12 protein-coding genes and 1 pseudogene are annotated in these 11,729 nt (G+C 53.9%); 11 read left to right on the forward strand and 2 right to left on the reverse strand.

What is annotated here, in order from left to right:
* Window positions 1-14: 14 nt before the first annotated feature.
* The 3 genes from rsgA to HGKM_RS08290 are packed head-to-tail and all read left to right on the forward strand — an operon-like array spanning window position 15 to window position 2,326.
* Entirely contained in the window at window positions 15-917 is a 903-nt protein-coding gene (gene rsgA, locus HGKM_RS05350; protein WP_019134319.1) for a ribosome small subunit-dependent GTPase A, read from the forward strand.
* A gap of 25 nt (window positions 918-942) precedes the next feature.
* A complete protein-coding gene (gene rpe / locus HGKM_RS05355) occupies window positions 943-1,605 on the forward strand; it encodes a ribulose-phosphate 3-epimerase (protein WP_034579697.1) in 663 nt (220 codons plus the stop codon).
* Window positions 1,606-1,633: 28 nt separating this feature from the next.
* Entirely contained in the window at window positions 1,634-2,326 is a 693-nt protein-coding gene (locus HGKM_RS08290) for a thiamine diphosphokinase (RefSeq protein WP_019134321.1), read from the forward strand.
* 230 nt (window positions 2,327-2,556) lie between these two features.
* Here HGKM_RS08290 and rpmB read toward each other — a convergent pair.
* Window positions 2,557-2,742: pseudogene (rpmB, locus tag HGKM_RS09065) on the reverse strand (50S ribosomal protein L28); the annotation flags it as partial.
* A gap of 129 nt (window positions 2,743-2,871) precedes the next feature.
* On the opposite strand from rpmB, the gene HGKM_RS05365 reads away from it, so the two are divergent.
* The 7 genes from HGKM_RS05365 to HGKM_RS05395 all read left to right on the forward strand — a co-directional run bounded on the left by HGKM_RS05365 (window position 2,872) and on the right by HGKM_RS05395 (window position 10,111).
* Window positions 2,872-3,225 carry an Asp23/Gls24 family envelope stress response protein gene (locus HGKM_RS05365; protein WP_019134323.1) on the forward strand — a complete coding sequence of 118 codons (354 nt, stop codon included), beginning with the start codon at window positions 2,872-2,874 and terminating at the stop codon, window positions 3,223-3,225.
* A gap of 9 nt (window positions 3,226-3,234) precedes the next feature.
* Window positions 3,235-4,851, forward strand: a complete 1,617-nt coding sequence (locus HGKM_RS05370; protein ID WP_019134324.1) for a DAK2 domain-containing protein — start codon at window positions 3,235-3,237, stop codon at window positions 4,849-4,851.
* Window positions 4,851-6,932 carry an ATP-dependent DNA helicase RecG gene (locus HGKM_RS05375; protein ID WP_019134325.1) on the forward strand — a complete coding sequence of 694 codons (2,082 nt, stop codon included), beginning with the start codon at window positions 4,851-4,853 and terminating at the stop codon, window positions 6,930-6,932. The genes HGKM_RS05370 and HGKM_RS05375 overlap by 1 nt, the downstream gene beginning before the upstream one ends.
* Window positions 6,892-7,509, forward strand: a complete 618-nt coding sequence (rsmD, locus tag HGKM_RS05380; RefSeq protein WP_280986165.1) for a 16S rRNA (guanine(966)-N(2))-methyltransferase RsmD — start codon at window positions 6,892-6,894, stop codon at window positions 7,507-7,509. Before HGKM_RS05375 ends, rsmD begins: the two co-directional genes overlap by 41 nt.
* Window positions 7,506-8,024 carry a pantetheine-phosphate adenylyltransferase gene (coaD, locus tag HGKM_RS05385; protein ID WP_019134327.1) on the forward strand — a complete coding sequence of 173 codons (519 nt, stop codon included), beginning with the start codon at window positions 7,506-7,508 and terminating at the stop codon, window positions 8,022-8,024. Before rsmD ends, coaD begins: the two co-directional genes overlap by 4 nt.
* Window positions 8,025-8,037: 13 nt before the next feature.
* On the forward strand, window positions 8,038-8,508 hold the full coding sequence (locus tag HGKM_RS05390; RefSeq protein WP_019134328.1) for a hypothetical protein: 471 nt from the start codon (window positions 8,038-8,040) through the stop codon (window positions 8,506-8,508).
* 88 nt (window positions 8,509-8,596) lie between these two features.
* Window positions 8,597-10,111, forward strand: a complete 1,515-nt coding sequence (locus HGKM_RS05395) for a Mur ligase family protein (protein ID WP_019134329.1) — start codon at window positions 8,597-8,599, stop codon at window positions 10,109-10,111.
* A 22-nt stretch (window positions 10,112-10,133) separates the two neighbouring features.
* Here the strand turns inward: HGKM_RS05395 and HGKM_RS05400 are convergent, their stop codons facing one another.
* Window positions 10,134-11,273 (reverse strand): nucleotidyltransferase family protein, encoded by a 1,140-nt coding sequence (locus tag HGKM_RS05400; RefSeq protein WP_019134330.1) that lies wholly within the window; start codon window positions 11,271-11,273, stop codon window positions 10,134-10,136.
* Between the two features lie 164 nt (window positions 11,274-11,437).
* Here HGKM_RS05400 and rpmF point away from each other — a divergent pair, with 164 nt between their 5' ends.
* Window positions 11,438-11,620 carry a 50S ribosomal protein L32 gene (gene rpmF, locus HGKM_RS08565; RefSeq protein WP_074017978.1) on the forward strand — a complete coding sequence of 61 codons (183 nt, stop codon included), beginning with the start codon at window positions 11,438-11,440 and terminating at the stop codon, window positions 11,618-11,620.
* The last annotated feature ends 109 nt before the right edge of the window (window positions 11,621-11,729 follow it).

The following is an 11,729-nucleotide window of genomic DNA, read 5'->3' on the forward strand; positions in this document are numbered from 1 at the left end:
AAGAAGGGAGGGCTATGAAGGAGAGTCCAAGCCTTAAGGGTCATATTGTTGAATCAGAAAAAGACCTCTATCTGGTGAACTGTAGGGTTGATGGGGAAGAGATCCTGGTCCCCTGCAAGGGTCGTGGGGTATTCCGGGATAAAAATCTCCGGCCTGTTGTGGGCGACTTGGTGGAAGTCTTTATTCGAGAGGATAGTCCGGAAGGAACCATCCATAAAATTTACCCCCGGAAGAACCTCCTCCTCCGTCCTCCCGTGGCCAATGTGGACCAGGTCTTGTTGGTTCAAACCATCGAAGAGCCCAGCCTTAACCCTCTGGCCCTGGATAAAATCCTGGTCTCCATTGAAAGAAGGAATCTCCCTGTCCTCCTCTGTTTTAATAAGATGGACCGGGCCGCCGAAGGGGAATTGGATAAGTGGACCCAACTTTATCAGTCCATCGGCTATTTCGTCCTCCAAACCAACGCCCTTACGGGAGAAGGCCTGGTCCCCCTGGTTGGTGCCCTCCAAGGAAAAATTTCTGCCCTGGCCGGTCCATCCGGAGCGGGAAAATCTTCCCTGGTTGCCAAGATGACGGGTCTGGATGTCCAAGTTGGGGAACTTTCGAAAAAAATCCTCCGAGGCCGCCAGACCACCCGGAAGATCCGCCTTTTTCAAATCGGTCAGGAGGGTTATCTTTTTGATACTCCCGGATTTTCAACCCTCAGTCTGGAGGAAGTGGAGGATATCAACCGGGTCCAGGACTTTTTCCCGGAGTTCACCCTTCTGAAGGACGCCTGCAAGTTTCGCAACTGTCTCCACCGGAAGGAGCCGGCCTGTGCGGTTAAAGAGGCCTTGGAAAGGGGAGAGGTCCATCCCAGTCGCTACCGGTCTTATTTAAAGATTTTGGAAGAAGTTGAAGGCTTTCGGTCCTATTAAGGCCCATAAAATAAAGGAGTTTTTCGTGAAAAAAGTATTGCTACCCTCCCTTCTTTCTGCCGATTTTTCCCAATTGGATAGGGAATTGGATCGAATCGAGGTGGCCGGCGTGGACCACCTCCACCTGGATATCATGGACGGCCACTATGTGCCCAATATTTCCTTTGGACCGGGGCTCATTCAAAAGCTCCGCCCCAGGACCGACCTCTTCTTCGACGCCCACCTCATGGTCGAGGAACCCGATCCCTTTTTAGGGGATTTCAAAAAGGCAGGTTGTGACCTGGTCACCGTCCACCTGGAGGCTTCCACCCACATCCACCGGACCATCCAGGCCATCCATGCCCTGGGGATGAAGGCCGGACTGGCCCTCAATCCCGGCACATCGACAGAAGGCCTTTCCTATCTTATGAATGAATTGGACTTGATCCTGGTTATGTCCGTCAATCCCGGCTTCGGGGGACAATCCTTTATTCCCTCCGCTTTGGAAAAGATAAAAGATATCCGTCAGAAGATTGACCGGTCGGGACGAAAGATCATCCTGGAGGTGGATGGGGGGATTAAGAAAGATAATGTAGAAGAGGTCATCCGGGCCGGAGCGGATTGGCTGGTGGCGGGTTCGGCAGTTTTCTCTCCAGGGAAAACGGAAACCAATGCCAGGGAATTTTTAGAGATCATCAGCCGGTATTAAACCGACTTTTTCCGGAGAGGAGAAAACCATGAATCCCATTGAAAAGAAAAAAGCCCTCCTGGTGGCCGGGGGAGAGGACCTTCCTGCCCCCGACCGGATAGCACAGCTTCTCGAAAAAGCGGATTATGTTATCTGTGCCGACCGGGGCTTTGACTATGTCAAGGGCTACGATTTTCCCATAGACCGGGTGGTGGGGGACTTCGATTCCTCCAGCCGGCTTGGAGATCCGGCCTACCGGAAGATCTGGGAAGAAAAGGGGACCTCTTTTGAAAGCTTTCCCACCCACAAGGATGATACGGATTCCGAACTGGCCTTAAAGATCCTCCTGGATATGGGATTTCAAGAGGTTCTCTTCTTAGGAGGAACGGGATCCCGTTTGGACCATTCTTTTTCCAACCTCCTCCTTCTGGAGGCCTTTAGCAAAAGGGGGATGGATGTCCGGATGGAAGGCCGGAACAATCAAGTCCGCTTCCTTCCTACCGGCTCCTATGTATTGGAGATGGCGGAGGAGGGGACCTATGTCTCCTTTTTTACCCTGGATCCGGACGTCTATTTGTCCTTGGAAGGCTTCGAATACGACCTTGATCGCTTCCATCTGGTAGCCGGGACCTCCCGGGCCGTGTCCAACCACATTCTCTCTCCCCAAAACCGAATGGAAGTCCGGGCTGAAGGGGGAGGTGGGGTCTATTGCTTCTATTCCAAGGATGAGGAGGATACCTGATTTCCCGCCTTGTCAAAAAAATCCCCCTAGTCCCGTCTCGAGTTCAGGGCTAGGGGGATTTTTTTATTTTTGTCTTTTGACGGAGATTAGGCCTCAGGGGAGGCTTCTACACTTTCACCGGTCTCTTGGACATCCGTCTGGTCTTCAGGGCTGACCTGGTTTTCCTCAGTGACTTCAACTTCTTCGGTAAACAGGAGATCCATTTCCGAATTATTGCTTGCGGGTTTAACCCGGTTCACTGCTCCGTTTCTCAGGCAACGCGTGCAAACATTCAGTCTCTTAGGTGTACCCTTCTCATCATAAACTCGAACCTTGCGAAGGTTGGGAGTCCAAGTGCGCTTGATACCTCTATGGGAGAAAGTAACGTTGTTACCTGATGCTTTTCTCTTACCGCAAACATCACAAACTTTTGACATGTTTCCTCCTCGTCTTTTCATGCATGAACTAACTATGACATTATAGCAAGGCCGGACTTCCTTTGCAAGTTCCTGTCGGCTCTTATATAATAAGCTAGAATCGTTTTAATGAAAAGATGAGGAGGATCTATGGTATCCAGAATAACTAATGAACTCGGGACCATTCTATTTGATGACCGGGTGATTTCCAATATTGCTTGCCAGGCGGCCATGGAATCCTATGGCGTAGTCGGTTTGGCGGCCAGGAATGCCAAAGACGGGCTTTATGAGCTCCTGGGCATTGAGAACATGAACCGGGGAGTTACGGTCATTCCCACCGAACAGGGGACCGTCATCATCCAAATTGAGGTCATCATGGAATATGGGATCCGGATCGCCACGGTTGCTCAAAACCTGATTGAAAAGATTAACTACAGTGTGGAAGAATCCACTGGAATTAAAGTGGAAACCGTGGAGCTCTATATCCAGGGGATCCGGTTCTAAGGAGGGAGAATGGAATATATCAACGGGGCACAATTTCGAGATGCCCTCCAGGCTGCCTACGAATCCCTGCTTGCTCATAAAGAAGAAGTCGATGAACTGAATGTTTTCCCGGTCCCTGACGGGGATACGGGAACCAACATGACCATGACCATGGCTTCTGCTATGGAATTTGTCCAAAAGGCCAAGGAGGACTCGGTTTCCGCCTATGCTAAGGCCCTGGGAAATGGGACCTTAATGGGGGCCCGGGGGAATTCGGGAGTCATCTTTTCCCAGCTCTGCCGGGGGATTTCCGATGCCTTAAAAGGGGCACAAATCCTCAACACCAAGCTGGCGGCCAAGGCTTTTCTGTCCGCCAAGGAAAAGGCCTATAAGGCCGTGATGAAGCCCACGGAAGGGACCATGTTGACCGTAGCCCGGGGGATCGCTGAATTTGCCGAGCGGAATGCGGATAATCCCAATCTGGAGGATTTTCTTGTGGGGGCCCTCCAACAGGCTTCCCTGACCCTCCAAAAAACTCCGGATATGCTGCCCGCCCTTAAGGAAGCGGGGGTGGTGGACGCCGGTGGTCAGGGTCTCGTTTACCTTTTAACCGGTTTTGTGGAAAAGCTGGTCGACAAGGACCTTTCCCATCTTTTGGAGGCCGAATCCTCTCCCCAAAATGCCATGGCCATTTCAGACTTCGAGAAGGATTCCCACCAAGCCCAGCAATTCGACTACTTCCTCAAGGTCAAGGTGGAAGGGATCGAAGAAGAGCGTTTAGTCCGCCACATGAACCACCATGGTCATGTGGAAATGGTGGAGCATTCCGGTCAGGCTCTCCTGGTCCAGGCCTCCTGTGACCGTCCTGGGGATATGCTTGCCTCCATCCTTCGTCGGGCCCGGATCCTTGAGATGAACCTGGTCCATGTGGATGCCAAGATTTATGAACTTTCCGGAGTTACAGAAGAAAAAGAAGAGAAGAAGGCCCGGTCCAAGGTCGGCTTTGTCGCCGTTGCCCTGGGTGAAGGCTTCAAGGAAGTTTTCAACCAGCTCATGGTCGATGAAGTGGTTTCCGGAGGCCAGACCATGAATCCCTCCACCAAGGAACTTTACGACGCCGTGGAAAGGGTCAATGCGGATACGGTCTTTATCCTCCCCAACAATAAAAATATTATCCTGGCGGCTGAACAGGTGGATGAATTGTCCTCCTCCAAGGTGATTGTCATCCCCTCCACCTCCATTCCCCAAGGGATCACAGCCCTCTTCCACTTTGATGAGGACTTGTCCGACGAAGAAAACCGGGAGGCCATGACTGAGAGTTTGGAATCGGTCATTACCGGTCAGGTCACCTATGCGGTCAGGGATACCAGCCTGGACGGGATGGTCATTAAAAAAGATGACAAGATCGGCCTGATCGACGGCCAGATTGTCCTCACCGGCCAGGATGACAAGGCCCTGGTTTTGGACCTTTTGGCCAAATATGTGGACGCCGATGCCTCCCTCCTGACCGTCTACCCGGGAGAAGGGGTCAAGCAAGAGGACCAAAAAGAACTGGAAAAAGCAATTTCCAAGACTTATTCCCTGTTAGATGTGGATGTCGTCTATGGCGGCCAGCCCACTTATTCCTATATCTTCTCGATTGAATAATGGAGATTACACGTTTAGACGGGATCGGCCCCAAAAGGGCTGCCCTCTTTCATGAATTAGGCATTTTTAGCCTGAAGGACCTCATTTGGGATTTCCCTACCCGTTATGAAGACCGGTCCCGGATCTATCCGGTGGAAGACCTGGCCGACCTGGGCGAAAAGACTGACCTGGTCCTGGAGGTAGGCCTGACTTCACTAAGCCGTCTTATCCGTCTTAAAGGCCGCCAGTCCATCCAAAAGGCTTCTTTTTTGGATGATACGGGGAAAGTGGATGTTGTTTTTCATAACCAAGCCTATTTAGGAAGGAATCTTCATTGTGGAGATTCCTTTTTCCTATACGGGACCTATGACCCCGAAAAGAGGAGGATGGCCAACCCGGCCATGGTCAACCGGAAGAACCGGGATAAGGTGGAAACTTTTTTGGGCATCCGTCCGGTCTACCGGCTTTGTAAGGGGCTTTCCCAGGACCTCCGGGTCAAGGCGGTCCACCAGGCCCTGGACCTCCTGGAAGATGAGGACCTGGATCCTTTTTGCCCTGACCTCATCGGCCCCCTCTCCCTTCCTCCTCTCTTGGATTCCTTCCGCCGGATTCATTTTCCTTCCTCCAAGGAGGACCTGGCATTGGGCTTGGAGGGGGTGGGAATCCGCCTGGCCATCTTGGACCTCCTGGTCAAATCCACGGTAAAGGCCCGTCGGGTCCGGGAAAAGGCCCCCCACATGGAAGGAAAATCTCTCCAGCCCTTTTTCCAGGCCCTTCCTTATGAACTAACCCCCGGTCAGGGGGAGGCTCTGGATGAGATGGTTGGGGACCTCCTCTCCCCCCGCCCCGCCAACCGCCTCCTCCAGGGGGATGTGGGGTCAGGAAAGACGGTCCTGGCCTTTGCCCTGGCCTACCTGACCCATCTTAACGGCTACCAGTCGACCCTCATGGCCCCGACGGAAGTTCTCGCCCGCCAACACTTTGACAAGGCCAAGGCCCTATTTGCCGACTTGGACCTCCCTCTCTTCCTTTTGACGGGGTCATCCAGCCGGGAGGAGAGGGCGGAGGTGGAAGAGGCAGCCCGAAGTGGGGTAGCCGGCCTTTATATCGGGACCCACACCCTCTTCCAGGATAGCCTGGCTTTTTCCTCCCTGGCTTTGGTCGTGACCGATGAGCAGCACCGGTTTGGGGTCAACCAAAGGTCCCGCCTCCAGGAGAAGGCCATCCTCCCCAATTCCTATGTCCTTTCCGCCACCCCCATCCCCAGGACCCTGGAGCTGGTGGCCATGGGGGAGCTGGACCTCACCCAACTCAAGGGCCTTCCTCCCGGGCGTCAGGCGGTGGACTCCTTCGTCCTGGACCGGCGGTATGAGAAGCGGATTTTTGCCTTTGCTGAAAAATTGGCCCGGGAGGGAGGACAGACCTATATCATCTGTCCCCGGATCGAAGGAGGGGAGGATGACCTTTCCCTCTGGTCGGTAGAGGAAGTCTGCCGGCGGGCAAGGGAATACTATGGAGACCGGGTTACGATCGATGCCCTGACCGGTCCCATGTCAGGTCCGGAAAAGGAGAGGGTCATGGAGGGCTTTGCCTCCGGAAAAACCTCCATCCTCATCTCCACCACCGTTATCGAGGTGGGTGTGGATGTTCCCACCGCCCGACTGATGGTGGTCCTCTGCGCTGACCGTTTTGGCCTCTCCCAGCTCCACCAGCTCCGAGGGAGGGTGGGGAGGGGGAAGGACAAGTCCTATGCGGTCTTTGTCTACCACAAACCCTCCAAGACCGCCCTGGGCCGGCTGAAATTCCTGGCATCAACCGAAGACGGCTTAGCCATCGCTAAGAAGGACCTGGCCCTTCGTGGCGGGGGTGACCCGTTTGGGGAGAGCCAGCACGGCTTCCTCCCCGACCGCCTCATGGGCCTCCAGGACCTCCTGACCCGGCCTGACCACCCCCTCTTTTTGAAGGCGGAGGAGTCCTTGACCCGGACCTTCGGCCCCGGAATCCTGGAAGGGGATCCCCAGGCTTTGAAGGCCATAAAAGATCCCCTCCGGTCGGCAATTTTTGATAAAATGGAAAAAACAGCTCATATTTCCAGAAACTGATCTCAAAAATGAGAAGAAAGGAAGGACCATGCGGGTAATATCCGGCGAAAGGCGGGGGATGACCCTTGTCGGCCCCCGAAAAAGTCAGAAGACCCGGCCCACCCGGGACCAAATCAAGGAAACGGTATTTGATATCCTGGGTCCCCTGTCCAAGGGCCTGACCTGCCTGGACCTCTTTGCAGGGAGCGGGCAGATCGGGATTGAATTCCTCTCCCGGGGCTGTGACTACGCCATCTTTATCGAACAATCGGGCCCCATGGTCGGAGTGATCAAAGAAAACCTGGAGAAAACCCGTTATGGGGACCGGTCTCTTATCCTCCACGGGGACTACCGCCGGAGGCTGGATGACCTGGGCAGGAAGGTTGACCTAGTCTACATTGACCCTCCCTATGGGATGAAGATGGTGGAGGAAGCCCTGGATTTAATCCTAAAAAAAGAGGTCCTCAATCCGGATGCCATCCTGGTGGTTGAAAGCTCCAGCGAAGAAGAAATTACCATTCCTCCGACCTTTACCGTCCTCCGGACCCGGGCCCAAAAATTTAACCGGATCCATGTTCTGAAGGAGTCTATCCAATGAGAGTGATTTTTCCCGGGTCCTTCGACCCGGTGACCCTTGGCCACCTCAACATCATCAAGAGAGCGGCCTCCCTTTTCGATGAAGTCATTGTTGCCGTCCTTGAAAACAACCAAAAGCAGCCTCTCTTTCCCACCGAGGAAAGAATTGAAATGCTCGAGGAACTGTTATATGATATTGATAATGTAAAGGTGGAAGTTTTCTCCGGCTTACTGGCCGATTATTACCGGTTGAAGGATGCGGATGCGGTCCTTCGAGGACTCCGGACTCCATCGGATTATGAATATGAAAGACAGCTGGCGGCTTTGAACCACTCCTTGTGTCCGGGCCTGGAAACCCTCTTTTTAGTGACGGAAACCAGGTATTCCTTCATTTCCTCCTCCTATGCCAGAGAAGTGGCATCCTATGGAGGGAATGTTTCGGGTTTGGTGCCTTGTTCGGTGGCGAGAAAGCTTTATGAAAAGTTTTTCTCTGATCCGGTTGTTGACGAAAAAATGAAGCAAATTCAGTGTTTATAGTAGGGGGATAACGATGGATATTTTGCAACTCATTGAAGAACTCGAAGACGTCCTTTCGGATGCAACCAATATTCCTTTTTCAAAAAAGGTCTCCATTGACCCGGATGAGGTCTTTGATATCATCAAAGAAATCCGCGAGACCCTGCCGGAGGAAATCCGCCAGGCCAAGTGGGTCAACGATGAGAAGGACCGCATTCTCCAGGAAGCCAACGACCAGGCTGCTGCGATCGAAGCCAAGTCCAAGCAGCAGGTGGATGCCATCGACGCCCAGGCCAAGGCACGGTTTGAAGAGCTGGTTTCCCAGGACCGGATCACCCAGGCGGCAACCGAGACCGGGGAACACATCGTCCAAAAGGCTGAGGAGCAGGCCCGGCAGATTCGGGAATCCACTTTCGCCTATATTGATGAGATCTTGGCCAACACCCAGGAAAATCTCAACACCGTCATCCACGAACTGGACCGGAACCGCCAGGAACTCCACTAATATCGGTTTTACCCTAGGTCCCATTCTACAATTCAACGATAAGGGGATAGGTCTACCTATCCCCTTTCTTTTTTAGAAAGGAAAGCCCATGACCCTATATTTGAAGGACTTTGCCCAAATTCTGGACCTCCCTGTGGACCAAGCCTGGGCCGACCTCCCGGTCAACCAGGTCACCTACGATTCCCGGGAGGTGGAAGCATCCTCCCTCTTTATTTGCAAGGGGGCTCACTTTAATCCCTCCTATCTGGATTCAGCCATCCAAAAGGGGGCCATTGCCTATGTCTCTGAGAAGGATTATGGGGTCTCCATTCCCTTATTAAAAGTGGAGGACCTTCGAGAGGTCCTGGCCCCCATGGCTGCCCTCTATTATGGCCATCCCGACCGGGACCTGGAAATTTTTGCTCTAACGGGAACCAAGGGGAAGACCACCACCGTCACCTACCTCCACCGGATCCTCCAGACCTATGGGGAGGAGACCGGGGAAGGGCCCTGTGGCCTCCTGGCCTCCACCACCACCTATGACGGGAGAGAGGCCCGGGTTTCCCATCTGACTACCCCGGAACCCCTGGAGCTCTATAGGACCCTGGCTGCCTGCCGGGACCATGGCTGCCGGAGGGTGGTCATGGAGGTTTCTTCCCAGGCCCTGAAATACCAAAGGACCAAGGGCCTCCACTTCAGCCACGCCGGTTTCTTAAATATTTCGGAGGACCATATTTCTCCCATCGAACATAAGGACTTTGCCGATTATTTCGGATCCAAGCTGAAAATCTTTGACGGGGCGGACCATGCCTATGTCAACCTGGCCACGGACCACTTAAATGAGGTTATGGAAAGGGCAGGAGCATGCCCACGATTGACTACCTTATCCATGGGAGAGAGGGGAGACTTCCAAGGTCGTCTGATCGAGGATTTAGATGACGGCTTTGTTATGGAAGTGACTGAGGGGGAGGAGAAAAACCGGGTCCAGGTCCCCACCCTGGGCCATTATAATGGCGAGAATGCCCTCATGGCCCTTGCCATGGCCCGCCGGGCGGGCCTCCCCTATGAGGTCATTCAAAAGGGCCTGGCTTCGGCCCATGTCCAAGGGCGGACCGAGCGCTTTGAAACTTCTGACGGGGCAGTCTGCCTGATTGTGGATTATGCCCACAACAAGCTTTCCTATGAGGTCCTTTTCCGGGAAATGGAGAGGATCTACCTCGACCACTATAAGGTGACTGTATTTGGATCTCCCGGCGGCAAGGCCATCAACCGGAGGGAGGATCTGGGCCTCCTGGTGGGTCAGGCCATGGACTATGCCTACGTGACCCTGGAGGATCCATATGATGAGGACCCCATGAAAATCGCCAGGGAGATTGCCCATTACCTGGACCAGGTAGGGGGATCCTATGAGATTAATCTGGACCGGGAGGGGGCAATAAAGGAAGCCTTCCGGGCCGGGCGAGACCGCTACGAAAGAGAGGGGAGGAAGACCCTCATCCTCATCCTGGGCAAGGGGGATGAGGACAGCCAATCGGTGGGGCGGGGCTCCCAGCCCATGGTCCCCGATACGGAAGTGGCTAAGGCCTGCGTCCAAGCGGATGATGGAGAAAGACTAGGGTCATAAAAAAAGCCCCGGGATTCCGGGGCTAGTGGGAGGAGGGGAGGAAGAAGGACTGTTTGTAGTCCATCTTTGGGGGAAGGCCTAGGAGGTATTCCTGGAGGGCCTGAGCCCTGAGGTTGACCGCCATGAGGTCCTTTTCCGGGCCATTCAAATTGGAAGCCGGCAGCTTTTGGATGACCGGGCAGGAGGGGGAGCGGAGGAGGACCCTCCCCTTTTCATTGAAGGCCAGGGGTCGGAGGAAGGTGATGGGGGGGATTTTCCCTTTTTCCAGGCCCAGGAGGGAGGTCACCAGCATCCGCCGGTAGCGGGAGGCCGACTGCCTTTTGTTGGCGGCTTTCATCATGGCCTCGTCCACGCCGGGCCTTTCATCCAGACAGGCCTTTAAGCGGAAGTCCATCCCGCTTTCAAAGAGAGGGGAGGAGGCATAGTCCAAGGGGTCCAGGATATCCCGAAGGTCCAGATAGGACGCCAGAGGGTCCAGGGATTCCGTGAAGGCGTTCTGGGTGATTTCCTGACCGCCAGGCAAGTCCTTTTTATCCAGAAGGCCTTGAACCAGGGCCTGGCGGATAGCGGAGGCGGAAGGGAAGTCTCCGACCATTTCCTTTTGGTGGTAGCCCATCCCCTGGCGGGCGATGGCTTGGAAGCGGATGGGGAGGGCGAGTTTCTTAGCCATGGCCATATATTCCATGGCCAAGATGGTATTAGGCCCCAAGTCCAGTCCCAGGCTCCGGCTGACGGCCATCCGGTAGGAGAGGCCCTGACGGAGGTACTCCCGGATGATTTCCTGGACCTCATCTTCTTCCGGGCGGGCCAGAGTCTTTTGGAAGGAAGGGCTAAAAAAGTCCTCTTCCACCCCAAAGACCAGACTCTCGAAGCCGGGGAGGAGGGAGAGGGTCCGGAGGCCGCCATAGGCAAAGGTTCGGGCAGATTGGAGGACGTAGGCGGCAGGGATTTCCAGGACCAAATCAAAGCCTTCCAGGACGGCAATTCGGGCCCGGGTCCATTTATCCAAAATGGCCGGGTTCCCCCGTTGGACAAAGGGGCCGGACATGGCGGCGACCAGGCAGGTTGACTCAGGGTCTTCGCCCTCCATGGCCCGGTCCATGAGATAGCGGTGGCCTTGGTGGAGGGGGTTGAGTTCACAAATGATGCCTTTGACTTTCATAGGAGGTCCTTTCAGGGGGTTTTATTCGACCCGGGAGGGGATATGGCATGAAAATTTCTTCATAAGCTATTCTATCAGTCGGAAGAGCCCTTGACAAAGTCCGGCTTCAAGTCTATAATTTCTATGTTATTCATAACGAGACTATTTTCAAGGAGGTGTTTGACATGGCCGTTCCCAAGCGGAGAACATCTAAGACCAGAAGAGATAAAAGAAGAGCTTCATCCTATCGCTTAAAGACGTATGCGACCCAAACTTGCCCTAACTGTGGTGAGCCGAAACTACCCCATCGGGTATGCAGCGAATGCGGTTACTATGATGGCAAAGAAGTCGTCCAAGTTAACGATTAGTTTGACCGACTAGAGTGTAGTGCCCCGATTAGGGTCTACACTCTTTTTTTGTAGCTTTTCAGCCAAAACCGATTGGACATAAACTTTATTTTTTAGAGATCAAGGAAGT

It is taken from the genome of Kallipyga massiliensis ph2, from assembly GCF_000311985.1.
Taxonomy (GTDB): Bacteria; Bacillota; Clostridia; order Tissierellales; family Peptoniphilaceae; genus Kallipyga; species Kallipyga massiliensis.

What these genes read in the sequence shown, in the direction of transcription:
- rsgA (WP_019134319.1), top strand. Translation starts at nt 15, where the DNA reads ATGAAGGAGAGTCCAAGCCTTAAGGGTCATATTGTTGAATCAGAAAAA.
- HGKM_RS08290 (WP_019134321.1), top strand. Translation starts at nt 1,634, where the DNA reads ATGAATCCCATTGAAAAGAAAAAAGCCCTCCTGGTGGCCGGGGGAGAG.
- HGKM_RS05365 (WP_019134323.1), top strand. Translation starts at nt 2,872, where the DNA reads ATGGTATCCAGAATAACTAATGAACTCGGGACCATTCTATTTGATGAC.
- HGKM_RS05370 (WP_019134324.1), top strand. Translation starts at nt 3,235, where the DNA reads ATGGAATATATCAACGGGGCACAATTTCGAGATGCCCTCCAGGCTGCC.
- HGKM_RS05375 (WP_019134325.1), top strand. Translation starts at nt 4,851, where the DNA reads ATGGAGATTACACGTTTAGACGGGATCGGCCCCAAAAGGGCTGCCCTC.
- coaD (WP_019134327.1), top strand. Translation starts at nt 7,506, where the DNA reads ATGAGAGTGATTTTTCCCGGGTCCTTCGACCCGGTGACCCTTGGCCAC.
- HGKM_RS05390 (WP_019134328.1), top strand. Translation starts at nt 8,038, where the DNA reads ATGGATATTTTGCAACTCATTGAAGAACTCGAAGACGTCCTTTCGGAT.
- HGKM_RS05395 (WP_019134329.1), top strand. Translation starts at nt 8,597, where the DNA reads ATGACCCTATATTTGAAGGACTTTGCCCAAATTCTGGACCTCCCTGTG.
- HGKM_RS05400 (WP_019134330.1), bottom strand. Translation starts at nt 11,273, where the DNA reads ATGAAAGTCAAAGGCATCATTTGTGAACTCAACCCCCTCCACCAAGGC.
- rpmF (WP_074017978.1), top strand. Translation starts at nt 11,438, where the DNA reads ATGGCCGTTCCCAAGCGGAGAACATCTAAGACCAGAAGAGATAAAAGA.